Annotated in this window: 19 protein-coding genes; 12 read left to right on the forward strand and 7 right to left on the reverse strand. The window is 40.8% G+C overall.

Annotation, left to right across the window (positions count from 1 at the left end; all coding sequences use genetic code 11):
- Positions 1-606 precede the first annotated feature (606 nt).
- Positions 607-2,316, forward strand: coding sequence for a GGDEF domain-containing protein (locus tag K6I41_RS00920; protein WP_151988738.1), 1,710 nt, complete (start codon positions 607-609; stop codon positions 2,314-2,316).
- Positions 2,317-2,355: 39 nt separating this feature from the next.
- Here the strand turns inward: K6I41_RS00920 and uvrA are convergent, their stop codons facing one another.
- On the reverse strand, positions 2,356-5,187 hold the full coding sequence (gene uvrA / locus K6I41_RS00925; RefSeq protein WP_250375040.1) for an excinuclease ABC subunit UvrA: 2,832 nt from the start codon (positions 5,185-5,187) through the stop codon (positions 2,356-2,358).
- Between the two features lie 297 nt (positions 5,188-5,484).
- Between uvrA and K6I41_RS00930 the strand changes: the two genes are divergently transcribed.
- The 4 genes from K6I41_RS00930 (at position 5,485) to K6I41_RS00945 (ending at position 7,881) form a co-directional block, all read left to right on the forward strand.
- Entirely contained in the window at positions 5,485-6,087 is a 603-nt protein-coding gene (locus K6I41_RS00930; RefSeq protein WP_250375041.1) for a TetR/AcrR family transcriptional regulator, read from the forward strand.
- A 3-nt stretch (positions 6,088-6,090) separates the two neighbouring features.
- Positions 6,091-7,068 (forward strand): zinc-binding dehydrogenase, encoded by a 978-nt coding sequence (locus tag K6I41_RS00935; protein ID WP_013196617.1) that lies wholly within the window; start codon positions 6,091-6,093, stop codon positions 7,066-7,068.
- 65 nt (positions 7,069-7,133) lie between these two features.
- On the forward strand, positions 7,134-7,487 hold the full coding sequence (locus tag K6I41_RS00940; protein ID WP_002053763.1) for a DUF1304 domain-containing protein: 354 nt from the start codon (positions 7,134-7,136) through the stop codon (positions 7,485-7,487).
- A gap of 52 nt (positions 7,488-7,539) precedes the next feature.
- The gene (locus tag K6I41_RS00945; RefSeq protein ID WP_151827531.1) at positions 7,540-7,881 is read left to right on the forward strand and encodes a GlpM family protein; all 342 of its coding nucleotides are present in this window, start codon (positions 7,540-7,542) and stop codon (positions 7,879-7,881) included.
- Between the two features lie 42 nt (positions 7,882-7,923).
- On the opposite strand, the gene K6I41_RS00950 is transcribed toward K6I41_RS00945, so the two are convergent.
- From K6I41_RS00950 to tenA, 3 genes are all read right to left on the reverse strand, one after another.
- Positions 7,924-8,730, reverse strand: a complete 807-nt coding sequence (locus K6I41_RS00950) for an SDR family NAD(P)-dependent oxidoreductase (RefSeq protein ID WP_151827532.1) — start codon at positions 8,728-8,730, stop codon at positions 7,924-7,926.
- Between the two features lie 103 nt (positions 8,731-8,833).
- The gene (locus tag K6I41_RS00955) at positions 8,834-9,205 is read right to left on the reverse strand and encodes a MerR family transcriptional regulator (protein ID WP_107880474.1); all 372 of its coding nucleotides are present in this window, start codon (positions 9,203-9,205) and stop codon (positions 8,834-8,836) included.
- A 65-nt stretch (positions 9,206-9,270) separates the two neighbouring features.
- Positions 9,271-9,945 carry a thiaminase II gene (gene tenA, locus K6I41_RS00960; RefSeq protein ID WP_250375042.1) on the reverse strand — a complete coding sequence of 225 codons (675 nt, stop codon included), beginning with the start codon at positions 9,943-9,945 and terminating at the stop codon, positions 9,271-9,273.
- A 262-nt stretch (positions 9,946-10,207) separates the two neighbouring features.
- Between tenA and K6I41_RS00965 the strand changes: the two genes are divergently transcribed.
- The 3 genes from K6I41_RS00965 (at position 10,208) to ssb (ending at position 13,444) form a co-directional block, all read left to right on the forward strand.
- On the forward strand, positions 10,208-11,290 hold the full coding sequence (locus K6I41_RS00965; protein ID WP_005300706.1) for a DUF475 domain-containing protein: 1,083 nt from the start codon (positions 10,208-10,210) through the stop codon (positions 11,288-11,290).
- A 147-nt stretch (positions 11,291-11,437) separates the two neighbouring features.
- Positions 11,438-12,802, forward strand: coding sequence for an MFS transporter (locus K6I41_RS00970; protein WP_250375043.1), 1,365 nt, complete (start codon positions 11,438-11,440; stop codon positions 12,800-12,802).
- A 51-nt stretch (positions 12,803-12,853) separates the two neighbouring features.
- Complete coding sequence (gene ssb / locus K6I41_RS00975) at positions 12,854-13,444, forward strand: single-stranded DNA-binding protein (RefSeq protein WP_004789979.1); 591 nt, start codon at positions 12,854-12,856, stop codon at positions 13,442-13,444.
- Positions 13,445-13,485: 41 nt separating this feature from the next.
- On the opposite strand, the gene K6I41_RS00980 is transcribed toward ssb, so the two are convergent.
- Positions 13,486-13,809, reverse strand: coding sequence for an AzlD domain-containing protein (locus K6I41_RS00980; RefSeq protein ID WP_111855172.1), 324 nt, complete (start codon positions 13,807-13,809; stop codon positions 13,486-13,488).
- Entirely contained in the window at positions 13,806-14,501 is a 696-nt protein-coding gene (locus tag K6I41_RS00985; protein ID WP_250375742.1) for an AzlC family ABC transporter permease, read from the reverse strand. The genes K6I41_RS00980 and K6I41_RS00985 overlap by 4 nt, the downstream gene beginning before the upstream one ends.
- Positions 14,502-14,569: 68 nt before the next feature.
- Here K6I41_RS00985 and K6I41_RS00990 point away from each other — a divergent pair, with 68 nt between their 5' ends.
- Both K6I41_RS00990 and K6I41_RS00995 read left to right on the forward strand, forming a co-directional pair.
- Positions 14,570-15,118: a helix-turn-helix domain-containing protein gene (locus K6I41_RS00990; RefSeq protein WP_151768128.1), complete on the forward strand. Its 549-nt coding sequence runs from the start codon at positions 14,570-14,572 to the stop codon at positions 15,116-15,118.
- A gap of 327 nt (positions 15,119-15,445) precedes the next feature.
- Positions 15,446-16,888, forward strand: a complete 1,443-nt coding sequence (locus K6I41_RS00995; protein ID WP_151768127.1) for an amino acid permease — start codon at positions 15,446-15,448, stop codon at positions 16,886-16,888.
- Between the two features lie 65 nt (positions 16,889-16,953).
- Here the strand turns inward: K6I41_RS00995 and pdxR are convergent, their stop codons facing one another.
- On the reverse strand, positions 16,954-18,453 hold the full coding sequence (pdxR, locus tag K6I41_RS01000; RefSeq protein WP_250375044.1) for a MocR-like pyridoxine biosynthesis transcription factor PdxR: 1,500 nt from the start codon (positions 18,451-18,453) through the stop codon (positions 16,954-16,956).
- A gap of 155 nt (positions 18,454-18,608) precedes the next feature.
- Here pdxR and gabT point away from each other — a divergent pair, with 155 nt between their 5' ends.
- Both gabT and K6I41_RS01010 read left to right on the forward strand, forming a co-directional pair.
- On the forward strand, positions 18,609-19,901 hold the full coding sequence (gene gabT, locus K6I41_RS01005; RefSeq protein ID WP_004789969.1) for a 4-aminobutyrate--2-oxoglutarate transaminase: 1,293 nt from the start codon (positions 18,609-18,611) through the stop codon (positions 19,899-19,901).
- A complete protein-coding gene (locus K6I41_RS01010) occupies positions 19,898-21,346 on the forward strand; it encodes an NAD-dependent succinate-semialdehyde dehydrogenase (RefSeq protein WP_151988731.1) in 1,449 nt (482 codons plus the stop codon). Before gabT ends, K6I41_RS01010 begins: the two co-directional genes overlap by 4 nt.
- The last annotated feature ends 91 nt before the right edge of the window (positions 21,347-21,437 follow it).

Raw genomic sequence — 21,437 nt, forward strand, 5'->3', positions numbered from 1 at the left:
TTTAATTATTATATAAGTGAATAAAATAAAAGAAATCTCTATTTTAAGTTGAAAAATCGATTAAATTTTTAATTCTGATTAATTTAATCGACTTTACAAAAGTAGAGATAAGTCACATAATTCAATCGCAAAGTTCACTGCCTAACGTTTTTAGGATTTAAAGTGCTTTCCCAGATACGATGTGTGTATCACATCAGACTTTACGAGCTCAGCTTTCCCCAAGGTTGAGCTTTTTTTTATCTATAAGAAAATCTTAAAATTATAAGAAAATTTATATGAACTTTATTGGAAAATAATAGAACAAAAAGAACCCAGCTTAAAGCTGGGCAGTGGATGCTGGGAGAAGCGCATCCAAGAGGATAACTAGATATGTTTATTATCATTGCTAAAAATTTTTAATCTGTAAAATAGAGTTTTTTTATAAAAATCATTTAATTTTTCGATACTATTTATTTAAGCTTACTAAAATCTAGAAGCCGTATAATTATTAAAAGAGAAATGAAGGTTTTATTGATGAAATTCTAGTTATTAAAATGCTAGGATGGATTTAAGCCTAATTTATATCGTATTAAAAATGGCAGGACATTTACGGAGTACCAGCTAGAAATGTCAGGATTACGTTCAGAGCATATTAGTAATCGACTGTTCTTTTTTATGCTGGTTATTATTTTGTCCTTATTATTCATGGCTGTACCGCTTATTGTGGGAAGCTATCAGGATTATATAAAAACTAGACAAGCCTTAGCCGAAATAAAAAGTTTAAGAGCAGTAGCTGATATTGCCTATAAAATTTCTAAGGAGCGTGCTCCTGCCAATAAGATGATGTCGAGCAGTCCTAGTGATTTATTAAAGAATCAGCAAGAATTAAAAAAGTTTCGTTTAATTGTTGATGCGCAAATTGATACAAGCATTCTTATCTTAAAACAAGCAGGCTATGTTTCATTAGCAAATGAGCTGCAAACTAATTTCAAAGAAAACCTTAGGCAAGCCCGACGTGTCGTTGATTATTATGGTGAAACTCCTTATGGAGCCAGAACTTCCGTTCAAATGGATAACGCTATTTTAGGGATGTTTGGAGTCTGGGATCATTGCAGGGAAATACTGCAAAAACTGATGTTGCAGCTAAAAAGTAAAGATAGCCGTATTTCTAATTACTTTACGCTCATTATAGTTCTAACCGATATGCGCGATCAGGCGGGACGGATGGCGTCTAATATTATTGCTCCTGTGAGCTTTAATGAAGAAATTCCAAGTAATAATCGCGCACGTTCTCTGCAAACTCAGCATCAATCTAGATATTTATGGATTTTGGTCGATACCTTGCAGCCTGAACAGGCAAAGACTCCTGAATACCGTCGGTTATATGCCCGAGTGAAATCAGAATTTATAGATAAGGGTATTCCGATTGTACAAAACCTATTAGATGAAAGCCAAAAAGGGGAGCCATATGATTTAAATGGCACCCAATTGACAGAAGCAATCGTAGGTAAATTTACTACAGTGGTTGATTTACAAAGTTATATTCTTGATGAAAGTGTAGCAATTGCAACTCAAGAAAATATAAGTGCCCGAAAAGGTTTTCTTTTAACTTTATTAATATCTTTAATTTCTTTAGCCACAGCGTTACTTACGCTGAATTATGCACAAAGAAGGGTATTTTCTCCTTTAATAAAAGCAAGGACTTTAATTTTAGATTTATCGCGTAGTTCTAATCATTGGACAGATGAGATGAATATGACAACAAAAGGTGAATTTCTTTCCCTGTTTGAAGCGATTGATCGATTACAGCGTATGTTGCAGCAGCGCGATGCTTTTGAATTCCAATTAAAGAATATTGCCAATACAGATCCATTAACTGGTGTGTCCAACCGTCTAGCTTTATCTGAATATTTAAAAATTGTTGAAAGTTACCCTCAAAAATTTATGCAAACCTGTTTAATGATTATAGATATTGATCGTTTTAAACAGGTGAATGACCAATATGGGCATATTGTAGGCGACCATGTGATTGTCAGTATTGCCGAGCAATTAAAGCAAAATATTCGAAGTTCGGATTTAATTGTTCGTTATGGTGGAGATGAGTTTTTAATATTATTAGAACAAGTGCAATTTGTAGATGCTCGTCTTTTAGCAGAGAAAATTCGGATTGCGATTTCTTTAGAAGAGATTTGTTTATCTGGTTCAGATGAAAAATTGCATGTGTCTGTCAGTATTGGTTTTGCCATAGGCGCGGCGAGTTGGATCGAGCTTTTAGAGAAAGCTGATCGTTCACTATTAAGAGCTAAGGCCCGAGGTCGGAATGCAGTTGAGGGGTAAAAAAGCCGGAAATGAGTTCCGGCTTTTTTATTCAATAAATTACTTCAACATTGGTTTTAAGAAGCGGCCAGTATGGGAAATTTCAACCTCAGCCACTTGTTCAGGTGTGCCTTCGGCAATGATCATACCACCGCCCGAACCACCTTCTGGGCCTAAGTCCACAACCCAATCCGCTGTTTTAATGACATCAAGGTTATGTTCAATCACAACAATGGTATTACCTTTGTTGCGTAGCTCATGCAAAATGTCGAGTAACTTGGCAATATCGTGGAAATGTAGACCTGTTGTTGGTTCATCCAAGATATAAAGAGTTTTACCCGTATCACGTTTAGCTAACTCACGCGCTAGTTTTACACGTTGTGCTTCACCACCAGAGAGTGTAGTCGCAGCTTGACCTAAACGAATATAGCCTAAGCCCACCTGAGTTAAGGTTTCTAAGCGGCGGTGAATGACTGGAATTGCACTAAAGAATTCAGCAGCATCTTCAACCGTCATTTCTAAAACATCAGAAATGTTTTTGCCTTTATAGCCGACTTCAAGCGTTTCACGGTTATAACGTTTACCATGACACGCATCGCAAGGTACATACATATCTGGTAAGAAGTGCATTGCGACCTTAATCATGCCGTCGCCTTCACAGGCTTCACAGCGTCCGCCTTTCACGTTAAACGAGAAACGGCCTGCACTATAACCACGGGCTTTTGCCTCTGGCGTTTGAGCAAATAACTCACGGATTGGCGTAAATAACCCTGTGTAAGTTGCAGGGTTAGAGCGTGGCGTGCGCCCAATTGGGCTTTGGTCAATATCAACAACTTTATCTAGATGTTGTAGACCATCAATTGAGTCAAATTTTTCAGCTGTTAATGTGGTTGCGCCATTGAGCTGTGTTGCAGCCAATGGAAGTAACGTACGGTTAATCAGTGTCGATTTACCTGAACCTGAAACGCCAGTCACACAAGTCATAATGCCGAGCGGAATTTTCAAATCGACGTTTTTAAGGTTATGACCACTTGCACCAGAAAGTTTAATGAACTCATCTGGGCGCGGTGATTGAGTCCGTTGTTTTGGTATTTCAATTTTGAGTTTACCTGAAAGGTATTGACCTGTGAGTGAGTCAGCATGGTTAGCCAATTCATCATAAGTTCCTTCAGCAATAATCACGCCACCATGTATCCCGGCTCCCGGACCGATATCAATAATATGGTCGGCTGCACGAATTGCATCTTCATCGTGTTCAACGACTAATACCGTATTACCTAAATCACGTAAGCGAATCAGTGTTTGTAATAGACGATCATTATCACGTTGATGCAAGCCAATCGATGGTTCATCAAGGACATACATGACGCCCATCAAGCCTGCACCAATTTGTGAGGCTAAACGGATACGCTGTGCTTCACCACCCGATAACGTTTCGGCAGAACGAGCTAAACTTAAATAGTTCAGACCAACACTCACCAAGAAATGTAAACGCTCTCGAATCTCTTTAAAGATTTTATCGGCGATTTCACCTTTAGCACCTTCAAGATTTAAATCTTGATAATAACTTTCAGCATCACCAATCGACATGCGAGTAATGTCGGCAATCGTTTTATCTTTTACACGAACATGACGTGAAATTTCATTTAAACGTGAACCATCGCATGCATCACATGCTGCATTAGATAAATACTGCGCTAAATCATCACGTACATAGTTACTTTCAGTTTCACGGTAACGACGTTCAAGATGCGGCAAAATCCCTTCAAACGGCTGTACGCGTGTATGTTTACGACCACGCTCATCGATATAGCTTAAATCAACTTTTTCTTTGCCAGTACCTTGTAAGAATTTCTTTTGAGTGTCTTTATCTAGCTGGTTCCAAGGCGTATCAAGTTGAAAACCAAAATGATCGGCAACTTTTTGTAGCATCGAATAGTAATATGGACGTTGACGATCCCAGCCACGAATAGCCCCTTCACTAATTGCAAGATCCGGATTTGGAATGAGCTTTTCAGAGCTAAAGTGGCTACGTGTACCTAAGCCATCACAAACAGGGCAGGCACCGAACGGGTTATTAAATGAAAATAAGCGAGGCTCAAGCTCTGCGACTGCACGATCACACTCAGGACATGAATGTTTCGCAGAAAAAACACGATCAGGATGTTCGCCATTCATCCATGACAAAACAGCAATATCGCCACCTAAACGCAGTGCAGTTTCAAATGATTCGGCAATACGGTTACCTAAGTCTTCACGCACTTTAAAGCGGTCAACGACAACTTCGATGGTGTGCTTTTTCTTTTTGTCGAGTTCAGGTGGCGTATCAATATCGATGATTTCACCATCAACACGGGCACGAACAAAACCTTGACCTTGTAGTTGTTCGAACAGGTTACTGTATTCACCTTTACGCTCACGAACGACAGGTGCAAGCAACATGAGTGCTGTGCCTTCCTCAAGGTTCTTTACCGCATCGACCATTTCAGAAACGGTTTGCGCAACCATCGGCAAGTCGTGTTCAGGGCAATATGGTGTACCAACACGGGCATAAAGCAAACGTAAATAGTCATAAATTTCGGTAATTGTACCCACCGTTGAACGCGGGTTATGACTAGTAGATTTTTGCTCAATCGCAATCGCTGGAGATAAACCTTCAATCGAGTCGACTTCAGGCTTTTCCATTTGCGATAAAAACTGACGAGCATAGGCCGAAAGCGATTCGACGTAACGGCGTTGTCCTTCGGCGTACAGGGTATCGAAGGCAAGAGAAGATTTTCCTGAACCTGATAACCCCGTAATTACCACAAACTTATCGCGTGGAATATCGAGAGACACATTTTTTAAATTATGGGTACGTGCGCCTCGAATACGGATATGACTTTGGCTCATAAAACATCTCAATTATGTATTAATGAAAATTTAGGTGTTGATTGATCAGCCGCGGGGAGGTGTGACTGGTTATAAACAACAGACCCTATATATGATAACGATTTAAAATTGTTCAAGTGGTACAAAATGATTTAAAGCGACAAATTGTGACGGTTAAACGACAATCGACAAAATTTGTTTAAATAAGCAGGTTGTATTTTTAACATTCCTTTCTTTTGATTTCTACTTCTTAGCAAATTTTATTGAGCAACATAATTTTACTAGACGACTGGTCTAATAGTGGAGTATGGTGTCTGCATGAAACGATTAAATAAAAGCGAAAGCACGCGACAACACATTTTAGATACCAGTTTTGAGCTGGTATTACACAAAGGATTTGTCGGTGTTGGTTTGCAAGAAATTTTAAAGACTTGTGACGTACCCAAAGGTTCGTTCTATCACTACTTTGCTTCGAAAGAGGCATTTGGTTGTGCCTTGCTAGAGCAATACATGGCCAATTATAAAGTTCGTATGGAACAACTTTGGCAGCACAGTGAACAAAGTGCTCATGCCCGTTTAATAGCGTTGTGGCAGGCGTGGATTGATGATCCCATATATGGCAGCTGGGCTGAAAACTGCTTGATTGTGAAATTGGCGGCAGAGGTTTCGGATTTGTCGGAAGATATGCGCCAAATTCTCAATGACGGTGTGTACAAATTAACGCAGCGTCTGGCTTTGCTACTCAAAGAAGGACAACAAGAAGGGTCAATTCCAAAACATATTGATCCTTTGAAAACTGCGCAAGTCATGTATCAGTTATGGTTGGGTGCCGCTTTGCTCACAAAATTGTCGCAAGACAAAGCACATCTACATTTAGCTTTAGAAACGACCCAACAACTCTTAAAACCGATAGAGGAATAAAGAATGCGAAGTATTATCCATGGTAATTTTGGCGAACCTGTAGACGTTTTAGAGCAGGCGGATATGCCAAAGCCAGAACCAAAAGCAGGCGAAGTGCGTATTAAAACCATCATGTCTCCAATCCATAATCATGATGTATGGACAGTACGTGGAAGCTATGGTTACAAGCCAACTTTACCTGCGATTGGTGGTAGTGAAGCCGTTGGTATTGTAGATGCGTTGGGCGAAGGCGTTACTCATGTACAGGTAGGGCAACGTATCGCAGTTGCATCTGTGCATGGCAGTTGGGCTGAATACTTTATTGCACCGGCTCAAGGGCTTATTCCACTCAATAATGAAATTGATGATGAGACAGCTGCACAGCTGATTGGTATGCCAATTAGTGCCCTCATGCTTTTAGACTTTGTAAATGTTCAACCGGGTCAATGGCTCATTCAAAACACGGCAAATGGTGCAGTAGGTAAAACAGTTGCGATGATTGCACAGGCACGTGGTTTACCTGTTATTAATCTGGTTCGTCGTACTGATGCAATTGCTGAAATGCAAGCATTAGGTATTCAACATGTTGTTGCGACTGATCAGCCAAACTGGAAAGAGCAAGTTAAACAGATTCACGGTGATCAACCGCTGATTGCTGGTGTGGACTCAATTGGTGGCAGCGCAAGTGGGGAAATGCTGAATCTACTCAGTGAAAATAGTCTATTGGTTTCGTTTGGCAGTATGACTGGTGAAACCATGCAAATTTCATCGGGTGATTTGATTTTTAAACAAGCGACAGTAAAAGGTTTCTGGGCAAGTGTGGTCAACAAAGAAATGCCGGCAGCTCGTAAAAAGGAACTGATTGTTGAGTTATTAACGTTAGCAACTCAGAAAAAATTAATCCTTCCTGTAGAAGGTGTGTTTAGTTTTGATGAGATTAAAACAGCTGCCCAAAGAGCAACACAAGGTGCTCGCCAAGGCAAAGTATTGTTAAAACCGTAACACACTAAAAGATCAGTCGAGAGACTGATCTTTTTTCATATCTTTAAAATAAAAAGGAAAACTATATGATCGGACAAATATTCATTGCGCTTATTGCCATATTACATGTCTACATTTTAGTGCTAGAGATGTTTTTATGGGACAAGCCTTATGGCATGAAAGCATTTGGAAATAATGCAGAGAAAGCAAAACTCACCAAAGTTATGGCACAGAACCAAGGGCTTTATAATGGTTTTTTAGCGGCGGGTTTGTTTTGGTCTTTATTGGCTGATGCACCGTTTGCGACATCAATCGCTAATTTCTTTTTAGGCTGTGTACTCATTGCAGGTATCTATGGTGGTCTGACTGCCAGTAAAAAGATTATTTATATTCAGGCAGTTCCAGCATTGATTGCTTTAGTCGCTGTTAATTTTCTTTAAAAAGCGCAGAATACAGCGTTTTGAAATGGAAATGATCGGGTAGGATCAGTGTATGTGGGCGTTATTTTTAAAATGTATGTTGGGGGCTGGGGTTGTCCTCATTATTTCGATTTTATCGAAAAGTAAGGCATTTTATATTGCTGGTTTAGTCCCACTTTTTCCTACCTTTGCCTTGATTGCTCATGTGATTGTCTATCAGCAAAAAGGAGCTGAAGCATTACAGAAAACGGCTCTGTTTGGTCTATGGTCACTTATTCCTTATGCCATTTATTTAGTTGCTGTTTATTTACTGGCAACACGGGTGTCGATGTGGTCTTGTCTAGGATTGGCAACCTTATGTTGGGTGGTTGCTGCGGCAGGCTTAATTTATGGCTGGCAGCTGTTTCAGCATTAAAAGATTAAGAGAAATCCCTTAATCTTTTAAATTGAAGCATTTTTATGAGTGCTCAATAACACGGGTTTTGAGCATACCTTCAACTAAATTAATCATCTTTTGGCGAGAAAGAATTCGGGGCAATTGAGATGTCAAATAGTTGCTATATCCCACCACAACTGTTGCTTTATTCTTATCTAATGCTCTAACTGTTGCAGACACAACGTCCTCAACTGTAGAGCTTTTCATACCACTCGTATCGGCATTTGCGACCTGAGTAAAATTGGTTTCGGTATTGCCCGGACAAACTGCCAGAAATTTAATACCTGAAGAGCTATATTCTCCTGCAAGCGCTTCAGTAAACTGCAATACAAAAGATTTACTTGCACCATAAACGGCAATATAGGGTAACGGCTGGAACGCGCCTGTCGATGAAATATTAATCATGATGCCTTTTTTGTTCGCAAGCATATGGGGCAAAAATAAATAACATAAAGATGTTACGCTGCTGATATTAAGCGTGATCATTTCTTGATAGGTAGATACAGATTGATCTAAAAATTTAGTCCATTTTCCAAATCCTGCGTTGTTAATTAAAATATCTACCGTTAATTTTCTAGCTTGTACTTCATCAAATAAGCTTTGAGCTGAATTGGGTTGAGCTAAATCTAAAACGATCACCTCAACATTCACGTTATATTTTTTTCTGAGTTCATCGGCTAAATCATTTAGTTTCTGTTCAGAGCGTGCTGTTAAAATTAAATGAATTCCTAAAGATGCAAATTCTTGAGCATAGGCTTTGCCTATTCCTGAAGATGCGCCTGTAATTAATGCTGTTGAATTTTTAAATATTGAAAGATGAGCACTCATTTTATTGGTCCGTAATAAAAGAAGTCATTACGATAAACCTTGTCCCTAAGGGCAGAGTCAAGCACTCATTTTGAAAGCTATTTGCAGATTCTAACCAGCTGTTTTAGGCAGAAATCTTATTGGTAATATAAGTCTGAATAATCTCATCTTCCAGTTCTTTTAAATCTTCTTGTAAACGGTTTAACGCTTTTTTTTGCTCAATAATTTGTTGATTCTTTTTTTGAATAAGCTGCTGTGCAATTTCTACAGGAAAGCGATTATTTTTATATTTTAAAGCGGACAAGTCATAAAGCTCGGCAAGGCTAAATCCAACAGCTTGTGCAAGGCGGATCATCTTAACGGATTTAACATCAATCTCTTCATAAATACGATAATTGCCTTTTCTTTTTGCGACTGGTAGCAAGCCTAATTTCTCATAATGCCGAATGGCTTTAGGAGTGGCTCCAGTTAAAGATGCTAATTCGCCGATATACATATTTATCTCACATTTTATTAAAAACGGTCAGCGTCTTGAACGATCTGACCGATTCTTTTGAAGTTTTAAATATGGTCTAAACCTAGCCATTGTCTTTGGTGGTAGGCGCTATCCCAAAATAACCATTCAAGTTTTGCACCCATGGTGTACGCGGCATGCATTTTCTCTAAAGTGTCTGCATCACAACGTGCGGCAACCTTGTCTACCGTCGCAATCACATTCTGAACGGCTATATGAAACTCTTCACCGGCATAGGTATCAATCCATGCTTGGTAAGGGTTATTAGGAATTGATTTATCTACAATATCTTTACCGACTTCGGCATAAATCCAGAAGCAAGGTAACAGTGCAGCGAGTACAACAGGGTAGCTTTCAGACCAAGCAGTTGCTGTTAAGAATGAAGTGTAATGATGGCCTGCCAAGGTCAAAGGCGTATTTTTAAATTCTTCTTTGGTTACCCCAAAGTTTTTCATAAAGTCATCATGCAAGCTGCGTTCAACTACAATTGCAATTTTAGCAGCATCTGAAAATTGCATAATATCGTCAGCCTCAAACGCCTTTGCTGCCGCAACAGCAAGTACGCGACCATAAGCCACTAAATATTGAGCATCTTGAATGACATAATGACAAAAAGCTTCTTTATCTAAAGTACCGTTAGCAAGTTCCTGATTAAAAGGCAGGTCGAGAATTTTTTGATATAAATTTAAATTACGTTGCCAAAGTTCTTGAGAAAAAAGCATAAAATCATTCCATTTAAAATAAGACAGCTGAACCGGATTTTAAATCAATTTTAAAATACAATAATAATAATGATAGATATATCGCAAGAAAATATTTAATACGATTAATAAGTTAATTAAAAATTATAAATTTCTTTATTAAACAGAGAGATAAAGTAGCGGGAATAACGGCACAAAACAACATCGTTTTGTGGTTAATTATCGATATAATAGCCGCGGTTTTAAGAAAGATTAAATTTAGTTCTTGGTATAGGTCTGATCCATGAAGCATTTCCGATTTTCGATATTTTTTACGGTGGTGTGTTTAGCACTATCCGCGTATTGGGGTTTTACCCATGGACCTGAAGCTGGCGTGTCTACCATGCTTAAAGCTTTAACGATTACAGCGATTTTAGCGGTAATGGAGGTCTCTTTATCTTTTGACAATGCTGTCGTAAATGCATCGGTTCTACGTAATTGGGATCCGTTCTGGAAAATGATCTTTTTAACGGTAGGTATTTTAATCGCCGTTTTTGGTATGCGTCTGATTTTCCCTGTCGTGATTGTTGCTGTAACCGCTGATATGGGTGTTATTGAAGTGGCAAAATTGGCACTCAATGATCCGAAAACTTATTCTGAGCGCTTAATGGCGCACCACGCTGAAATTTCAGCTTTTGGTGGAACATTCTTATTATTAGTTTTCTTAAACTTCTTCTTTGATGATGAAAAAGAAACCCATTGGTTTAGATGGCTTGAATCTAAACTTTCAAGTTTAGCTAGCGTACCTGCAATGTCTGTTTTTATTGCTTTGATCGCTTTAATTGTGATGGCTGGTTATGTAGATGACCATCAACGTTTAGCAGTGACCATGGCCGGTATTTGGGGCATTGTGGTTTACATTGGCGTTGAAGTATTAAGTCATTTGTTAGGTGGTGAGCCTGAAATTGATGAAAATGGTAATGCTGTATTACAAGATGGCTCGGGTGCTGCGTCTGGTGTGGTTAAAGCTGGTTTAGGCGGTTTCTTATATCTTGAAGTATTAGATGCATCATTCAGTTTTGACGGTGTGATCGGTGCTTTTGCAATCACCAGTGACGTTGTTGTGATTATGTTAGGTCTTGCAATCGGTGCTATTTTTGTCCGTTCAATGACTGTTTATCTTGTTGAAAAAGGTACGCTAGATGCTTACGTGTTCTTGGAACATGGTGCGCATTACGCAATTGGTGCTTTAGCATTCATTATGATTGCAAGTGGTACAGGTGTACATGTACCTGAAGTTGTCACAGGTTTAATTGGTGTAGCGTTTATTGTGTGGGCTGTTATTGCTTCAATTCAATATTCGAAGCGCGAGCAACAGTCGCCTTAAGCTAATTTTCAGTAAAGTTGTTTAGAATAAAGAGGCTGAATGCCTCTTTATTTTTTTAAGCTGAAATCGTTAATTTAAATAAGGTGGCCCGTATTTTTAGAAACGAATCGGCTTATAATTTGCCTAGTTTGATAAACGTGTATTGATATGATGAATGCTTTGGAACGTCGCTCAACTTTTGCCTTAAGTAGTATTTTTGCGCTACGCATGTTGGGTTTGTTCATGATTATTCCTGTCTTTTCTGTAGTCGGGCAGTCATATCAATATGCAACTCCAGCACTCATTGGTTTGGCTGTGGGCGTCTATGGTTTAAGTCAGGCTATTTTACAAATTCCTTTTAGCTTACTGGCTGACCGTTTTAGTCGTAAACCTCTCGTGGTACTTGGCTTATTGCTGTTTGCAATTGGCGGTGCAATTGCGGGGTTATCTGACACCATCTATGGCGTGATTATTGGTCGTGCTATAGCAGGTGCGGGTGCAGTTTCAGCAGTCGTGATGGCGCTTTTAGCAGATGTGACGCGCGAAGAGCAGCGTACTAAAGCCATGGCCGCGATGGGCATGAGTATTGGTCTGTCTTTTGTGGTGGCGTTTAGTCTGGGGCCTTGGCTCACAAGTCTTGTCGGCATTTCTGGTTTGTTCTTTGTCACGACCATTATGGGTTTAATCGCGATTTTGATGTTATTGCTTGTACCTAAAGTAACTCGTCATCATCGTAATTATCAGCAAGGCTACATAGCGCAGCTTAAGCAAGTTATTCAAATGGGCGATTTAAACCGTTTACACGTTTCGGTTTTTGCATTGCATTTATTGCTTACCGCCATGTTTATTTATGTGCCTTCACAGCTTATCGAGTTTGCCCATATTCCTTTAGCCAGTCATGGTTTGGTGTATCTGCCACTACTAGTAATTAGTCTGTTTTTTGCATTTCCAAGCATTATCGTGGCTGAAAAATATCGCAAAATGCGAGGCATTTTCTTAACTGCTATTACAGGCATTATTGCAGGTTTGTTGCTGCTCATATTTGGTTATCAATCAAAATATGTATTACTCGCAGGCCTAGGTATTTTCTTCATTGCATTTAATGTGATGGAAGCTTTATTACCATCTTGGTTATCAAAATGTGCGCCAATTCAATCAAAAGCAACCGCTATGGGTGTAAATGCCAGTAGCCAGTTTTTAGGTGCTTTTTTTGGTGGCACACTAGGTGGTCAATTATTGATGTTACATAATACTGCGATTGGATGGAGTGTCTTAATAGGGATTGCTATAATATGGTTGCTAATTAGTTTTGGTTTAGCTCAGCCGCGGTATTTGTCATCGATTGTGTTGCCATTACCGCAAGTGCAACAGGTGAATGAGTGGACCACACAGCTATTGGCAATTCGTGGTATAGAAGAAGTTGTGGTGATGCCTGACCAGCAAGTTGCTTATATTAAAGTCGATAAACAGACTCTTGATGAGGCTGCGCGACGTGATTTAACGCAGTTGTTCGGTAAAGAGGTAGCCATTTAAGCATAACTCTTATAAAGTAAAACATAGAAATGAATAGGATGAAGACAGCTAATGCGTGGTGTAAATAAGGTTATTTTGGTTGGTACTTTGGGTCGTGATCCTGAAACAAAAACTTTTCCAAATGGGGGCTCGCTGACTCAATTTTCAATCGCGACAAGTGAAGCTTGGACCGATAAAACTTCAGGTGAGCGTAAAGAACAAACTGAATGGCACCGTATTGTTTTGCATAACCGTTTAGGTGAAATTGCTCAGCAGTTCCTACGTAAAGGTTCTAAGGTTTATATTGAAGGTTCATTACGCACGCGTCAGTGGACTGATCAAAATGGTCAAGAGCGCTATACAACAGAAATTCGTGGCGAACAGATGCAAATGTTAGATGGTCGTCAACAAGGTGAACAAGGTTTCGCTGGCGGTAATGATTTTAATCAACCACGTTTTAATGCACCTCAACAAGGTGGTAATGGTTATCAAAATAATAACAACCAAGGTGGCGGCTACGGCCAAAACAATGGCGGTGGTTATGGTAGCCAAGGTGGTTTCGGTAATGGTGGCAACAGCCCACAAGGTGGTGGTTTCGCTCCTAAAGCGCCACAACAACCTGCGTCTGCACCAGCTGATTTAGACGACGATTTACCGTTCTAATCAAAAGTTTCAAAAAAGGCGAGTTTATCTCGCCTTTTTTATTACTCAACTCCGAGCAAACGTATTAGGGCCGTGCCAGCCGCTGCTAAGCAAATTACCAATAAAAGCGGTACTTTTTTCCAAACCAAGAGAAGTGCTAGCCCAACACCGAATATACGCGCGAAACCTGCAAAATCTTGGCCTTCAAAAAATGTCGTCGTGACTGCAATCGCACAGAGTAAAACAGTCGCACCGTTTGAGAGTAAAACTTGGTATTTTTCAGAAAAAGTAAACTTGGCGCCTAAGTGAAAACCAGCAAAACGAATCCCATATGTTCCAAGTGCTAACAAGCCTATTCCTAAAATAATGAGTAATTGTTGATTCATTTTTTTCTACCCCATATCAAGCCAAAAAGTGAAATCAGAATTGGAAGTCCTGAGGCCAAAAAAGGTGTGGTAATCAGTGCCAAAGTTGATCCGGCAAATGCAGCTTTTCGGGTAGATTTGTTCTTTAAAGCATTAAAAGTAAGTGCAATTAAAATGGCAGGGAAAATGGCATCTAGACCAAATGTTTTTGGGTCTGGAATGGCACTTCCAATAAAATAACCCGCAGTGACACCCAGTGGCCAAGTTAGCATGATGCCTATACCACATAGCCAGTAAGCGGCTTTTTTTGTCTCGAAATCGGGCTGTGCCATACCAAACAAAACGCTTTCATCGTTCATGATATGAGCACCGAAATATCGAGAGAATTTACCTCTGATTAATTCATTGACCGCGATACCAAAAGGCAGATGTCTTAAATTGACGAGTAGTCCTGCAATAGCAGCAGCAATAGGACTACCACCTACAGCCAAGAATCCAATAAAAATAAATTCAGCAGTTCCTGCGAGCACAAATATAGATAGGCAAAGCGGGATCCAGAGCGCTAAACCATAACTTGCGGCGAGTGAACCTAAAGACATACCGACAACACTGGTTGCTAGACAGACAAAGAAAATCGAGCGGGTGGTGTCTTTACTAAGTTTCTTAATGAGAGCGTATGTGGACATAGCATGATATAACGAACGGTTTTCCATTATAATGAATAAGTCTGATTGTTTTGTCAAAACGAACGATCGTTTTTTTTATAGAACGGATGTGGTGAATGTCTCAGCCAATTGAAATTATTGCCAAAGGTTTAAATCGTGAACGTCAAAGAGCAGGGCTTTCTTTGGCAGAGGTTGCCCGTCGTGCAGGCGTTGCAAAGTCTACTCTTTCTCAATTAGAGGCAGGCCAAGGTAACCCAAGCATTGAAACCTTATGGGCACTTTGTGTGGCGTTAAATATCCCATTTGCACGTTTGATGGAAGAACCGAGCAATCAGGTACAAGTCATTCGCTGTGGCGATGGGCCAACAGTGAGTTCAGAGATTGCCAATTACAAGGCAATTTTGTTGGCAACTTGTCCCCCTCATGCGCGCCGTGATGTGTATTTATTGCTTGTTGAGCCGGGCGAAGACCGTCTTTCAGAACCTCATCCAGTTGGTTCTGTGGAACACATTATTGTGGTCGAAGGTAAAGCTTTAGTGGGCTTAATTGATGAAGCTGTTGAGCTCGGTGTCGGAGATTATATTTGTTACCCTGCCGACCAGAAACATATCTTTAGGGCCTTGGAAACAGGTACAAAAGCGTTATTAATCTCTGAACAAAACTAAAGAATTTCAATCTTATTAAAGTAAAACTTAATTATTTTCAGAATAAAAACTTAAAACTATTTACCAGCATTTCAGACAAAAAGAGCCAATTTTGCGTATAAATTTTGCAATTGGCTCTCTCTTTTATTCCAAAAATGGCTCTCGTTTCTTGACTGCCGAAACGACAAATTAAAGCCATTGGAAGTATGCATACGGAAGCGCCGGATAAGCTCAGTGAATTTTCTGTTTTAGGAATTGAGCAAAACGGCTAAATTTTTAGGGGATATTTTTTGGCTTCGGAGGATTTCCGAGTCTAGCCGATATCCTCCATATATTAAGGAAAATGATATGGCAGCTCATCAAAATGGTTCTGAAGCCAATCACTCCCAAAGTTTAAAACATGGACTCAAATCACGCCACTTAACGATGATCTCGATTGCAGGGGTAATTGGTGGCTCTTTATTCGTAGGCTCGGGCAGTATTATTTACAATACGGGACCTGTAGTTTTTCTAACTTACGCGTTAGGTGGTTTACTCGTTTGGTTCATTATGCGTATGTTAGGCGAGATGGCCGTTTTAAACCCTGATAGTGGCTCTTTTTCAACATATGCTGACCGTGCGATTGGTCGTTGGGCGGGTTTCTCAATTGGCTGGTTGTACTGGTGTACGCTCGCAATGCTCATGGGCTGGGAAGCTTATGTGGCAGGTAAAATTTTAAATAATTGGTTTCCATTTATACCGATCTGGGCCTATATGGTCGTGGTGATTGGTGCCTTAGTCGCAGTCAATTTACAAAACGTGAAAAACTATGGCGAATTTGAGTTCTGGTTTGCACTCATTAAAGTCATCGCAATTGTTATCTTCTTGGTGATTGGTAGTTTAGCCATCATGCATTTGTGGCCTTGGGGCAATCCGGCTGCTTCAGGTATTAGTAATTTAACCTCTCAAGGCTTTATGCCAAATGGAGGGTCATCCGTTATTACTGCATTGCTTGGGGTCATGTTTGCCTATATTGGCGCTGAAATTGTTACTGTAGCGGCAGCAGAATCGGCAAATCCATCTAAAGAAATTCGTAAAGCATCGAACTCGGTGGTTTGGCGAATTATTTTATTCTATGTAGGTTCAATGTTCGTTGCGGTATGTCTGATTCCTCACAACAATGAACTTTTGAAAGATTCGACTTGGGGTACTTATAGTGTGACTTTGTCTGCTCTCGGTATTCCTGGCGCGCGTCATATCGTAAACTTTGTGGTTCTCACGTCGGTATGTAGTTGCTTTAACTCAGCACTTTATACGTGTTCACGTATGCTGTTCTCTTTAGCTAAACGTGGTGACGCACCGAAAAGTTTTGGCTCTGTAAACAGTAAAAGCAGTCCGTGGGTGGGTGTGATTGTGTCATGCTTCTTCTCTGTGATTGCGGTAGTTTTAACTGCAACTAAGAGTATGGATGTTTACGACTTTTTCATGCTAACGACGGGTGCAGCAACACTCTATGTGTACCTTACCATTGCTTACTCTCAACTTCGCATGCGCAAAAAACTAGAAGCTGAAGGGGTGAAAATTGACTTTAAAATGTGGATGTTCCCTTATTTAACCTATGTGGTGATCTTTGCAATTATTGGTGCAATTCTGACTATGTTAATTGAAGGTACATATTTTAAAGAAGTGATTTACACCACCGCATTGTTCGGCATTATTGTGTTCTTCGGATTGTTGTCTGAAAAATTGGGTTGGGGTAAAGAGCGTAGAGCGACCCATTTAACCCATACGCATGAAGAAAAGTTAGTTTAAATTTTTAAATAAAAAAGAGCCTCACAATGAGGCTCTTTTTTATTTGGCTTAGTACGAGAAAACAGTTAATTCAGCGTAGGTACGCCTGCTTCACGTAAGCACTGGAGCAAGACGCCAAAAGCCATCACCATGTCTTTTTCATTTACACAGGCAAAGCCCATGAGCAGTCCACGCTCTGCATGTGCATGCGATTGCATATAGTACTGTGAAAGTGGGCGAACTTTGACACCACGTTCAAGTGCGGTTGTTGCAATCGCGACATCATCGCAAGAGTTTGGTAGTTTTAAAACCAAGTGTAATCCTGCTGCTTCGTCATATTCATGAATAAATTCAGGGCCAAGATAGCGTTTAATCAGACTGACTAAATAATCGCGTCTCTTTCCATAAAGTAAACGCATACGACGAATATGCGCTTCGTAATGACCTTCACGAATAAATTCTGCTAGGGCCTTTTGCTCAAGCAAATGTCCACCACGATACAGCTCGGCTGCCACAATACGTAGGGGTGAAAAGAGTGGTTTAGGCACCACCAAATACCCAATTCTTAAAGATGGATAAATGGTTTTGCTGAACGTGCCCATGTACAGCACAGGCGCATCATTTTCTAAGCCTTGTAATGACGGATACGGTTGGCCTGAGAAACGAAACTCACTGTCGTAATCATCTTCTACAATCCAGCTATTGTGCTGGCGGGCAATTTCAATCAGTTTACGTCGACGATCTAGGCTTAAATGTGAACCTAGTGGATATTGGTGTGATGGTGTGACAAAAATGAGTTTAGGTGGTTTAACTGGATTTTCTTCGGGAATAATGCCTTCGGCATCAACTGGCATAGGTTGAATATCTACGCCATTAATACGTAAAGTGTTGCGCATTCCCCAATACCCCGGATCTTCGATCCAGACGCGATCACCAATATCACTGAGCGCACGCGAGACTAAGTCAATCGCTTGGTGAATACCCTCGGTAATAATAATCTGGTCTGCATCGCACTGGACTGAACGTGCAACACGCAAGTAATCTGCCAACGCACTTCGAAGCTCTATACATCCACCTGCATTGCTATAAATCAGGCGGTTAATGTCGGGTTCGCGGCTTAAGCGTGCTTGAATACGACTAAAAATATGATGTGGGAACTCGGTAACATCGGGCGCTCCCGGCACGAAAGCTCCCCATTGGTGTGGCGAGGCTGCGGCATAGCCTAATAAGTTTGAGCCACGATTTGAGAGCGCATAAGAGTTTTGAACTTTCGGACTTGAAACTACTTTTTTCTTATTTTGTGTATTTAAAAAACTCTCTGGTAGTTTTTCGGCAACCCATGTGCCATGACCTGTACGAGCCTCTAAATAGCCTTCAGCCTGTAGCTGTTCATAGGCAGTAAGAACAGTATTTCTCGAAACATGAATTTCACTGGCTAAGTCACGTGAAGCGGGCAAGCGTGTTTTTGGCTGAATGACGCCATCAATAATGGCACCACGCAGACAACGGAAAAGGCGCTGATGTAGTTTACCTTCGGTGTCCTGTTGGAGCCGTTGTAATAAATGATCTCCAAGTAAACTACGCAATTGGCTCTCTCCTACAGTTAAAAAATGGCTCTCGTCAGTTGCCGCCAGACGAGCGAAATTACATGCATAGGCAGTCGTTGTAAAGCACCCTGAAAATTAAGCACAGGATGCAAAAACCAAAGCTGCAACTGATGATGAAAATATGAGGGAATCAAATGGATAATCAACATTCTGCACTTAACGCACGTAAACAGCAAGCAACTCCACGTGGTGTAGGCGTGATGTGTCAGTGGTATGCAGAAAAAGCTGAAAATGCCACGCTTTGGGACAAGGAAGGCAACCAATTTATCGACTTTGCTGGTGGTATCGCGGTTTTAAATACAGGCCATCGCCACCCTAAAGTCATTGCAGCGGTGACAGAACAACTCACTAAATTTACTCACACTGCCTATCAAGTAACACCGTATGAAAGCTATGTGGCTTTAGCTGAGCGTATTAATGAGCGTGCACCAATTGCTGGTCCTGCGAAGTCAGCGTTTTTCACAACAGGTGCAGAAGCTGTTGAAAATGCTGTGAAGATTGCTCGTTGTTACACAGGTCGTCACGGCATTATCACTTTTGGTAACGGTTTCCACGGTCGTTCATTTATGACGATGGCAATGACAGGTAAAACTGCGCCTTACAAACGTGATTTTGGTGTAATGCCAGCGGGTGTATTCCACGCACGTTATCCAGTACCTGCTAAAGGGATTTCAGTAGACGCGGCAATTGAAAGCGTTGAAGATATTTTCAGTGAAGATATTGCACCACATGATGTTGCAGCAATCGTGCTTGAGCCAGTACAAGGTGAGGGCGGTTTCAATGTTGTGCCAGCTGAGTTCTTAAAACGTTTACGTTCAATTTGTGACAAGCACGGCATTTTATTGGTTGCTGACGAAGTGCAATCAGGTTTTGCTCGTACTGGTAAATTGTTCGCAATGAACTATTACGAGACTAAAGCAGACCTCATCACCATGGCGAAAAGCTTGGGCGGCGGTTTCCCTATTTCGGGTGTTGTGGGCCGTGCAGAAGTCATGGATGCACCAAACCCAGGTGGTCTAGGTGGGACTTACGCAGGTAGCCCGATTGCGGTTGCTGCTGCACACGCGGTTATTGATGCGATTGAAGAAGAAAACTTGTGTGACCGTGCAAATGAATTAGGTGCTGAGTTAGTTGTTGCACTTAAAGATATTCAACAAGCAACAGGCGACGTGGTTACTGATATTCGTGCTTTAGGTTCAATGGTTGCAGTAGAACTTGAAACGGCTGAACAAGCAAAAGTTGTACAAAACTATGCAATGGAAAACGGGTTGTTACTTCTTACTTGTGGTAAATACGGTAATGTAATTCGTTTCTTATATCCATTAACCATTCCTGCTGAGCAATTCCGTCAAGGTCTTGATATCTTGAAACAAGGTTTTGCAACTCTAAAAGCAGGTAGTGCAAAAGCAATGGAGCAATCTGCATGATTCAAAATAATTTGCAGTATTTATTAAAACATCCTGATATTTCATTAGAAGCACCTGCATCAAATGACTATATCGAAGTTAATGATGCTGCTACAGGTGAAACTTTGGCATGGGTAAAAACCTATGACCGTGCAGGAGTTGAAGCCGCAATTAACCGTTCAGCAAAAGCGCAGGCTGCTTGGAAAAAGCAAACTGCCTTGGCTCGTGCTGATGTGCTATTGGCATGGTACAACCTCATGCTTGAGCACAAAGAAAATCTGGCTCAGATTTTAACGGCTGAGCAAGGTAAGCCATTGGCAGAAGCACGTGGTGAAATTGGTTATGCAGCATCATTCATTCGCTGGTTTGCCGAACAAGCTCGCCGTGTTGATGGTGAAGTATTAACACCGACTTTGCCAAACCAACGTTTGCTCGTGATTAAACAAGCGATTGGTGTTACAGCTGCAATTACGCCGTGGAACTTCCCAGCTGCCATGATTACGCGTAAAGCAGGTCCAGCCATTGCTGCGGGTTGTTCAATGTTGGTTAAACCAGCAGAGCAAACGCCGTTAACTGCCTATGCACTTGAAGTATTGGCGTTACAGGCAGGCTTACCAGCAGATGTTTTAATTAACATTAGTGGTGATGCGGTTGAAGTGGGTAAAACACTATGCGAAAGCGATATTGTTCGTAAGTTAAGCTTCACAGGTTCAACGCAAGTTGGTCGTATCTTGATGCAACAATGTGCGCCAACTATTAAAAAGCTTTCACTTGAACTTGGTGGTAATGCACCAGTTGTGGTATTTGACGATGCCAATCTTGAACAAGCTGTTCAGGGCATTATGGCAAGTAAATATCGTAACAGCGGTCAGACTTGTGTTTGTGCGAACCGTATTTATGTTCAAGACGGTATTTACGATGCGTTGGCAGACCGTTTGGTTGAAGCCGTGTCTAAATTGAAAGTTGGTGATGGCCGTCAAGAAGGTTCAACTCAAGGGCCTTTAATTGATGAAGATGCAATTGCAAAAGTTCAGTCTCATATTGCAGATGCAACCGAGAAAGGCGCGACAGTTCGTATTGGTGGTCAGCGTTCGGCACTTGGCGGTACATTCTTTGAACCGACTGTGTTAACTGGCGTAACGCAAGACATGAAAGTGTCTAAAGAAGAAACTTTTGGTCCCCTTGCACCACTATTCCGCTTTAAAACTGAAGATGAAGCAGTGGCAATGGCGAACGATACCGAATTTGGTTTAGCTGCTTATTTGTTTACTCAAAGCACAGCTCGTCAATGGCGAGTGGGTGAAGCACTTGAGTACGGTATGGTCGGCATTAACACGGGCGCGATTTCAAATGAAGTTGCTCCGTTTGGTGGCGTAAAACAGTCAGGTCTAGGCCGTGAAGGTTCAAAATTCGGCATCGAAGAATATGTTGAAATGAAATACCTATGCGTAGACTTATCTGAGTAAGGAATAAAACGAGTTCGTTTTGTTCTGAACGAAAACATGCAGTTATGCTGTATGTGATGTTTCACAAAAACCGGTCATGCCCATTCATGAC

It is taken from the genome of Acinetobacter sp. AS23 (genome assembly GCF_023612055.1).
Lineage (GTDB): Bacteria > Pseudomonadota > Gammaproteobacteria > Pseudomonadales > Moraxellaceae > Acinetobacter > Acinetobacter oleivorans.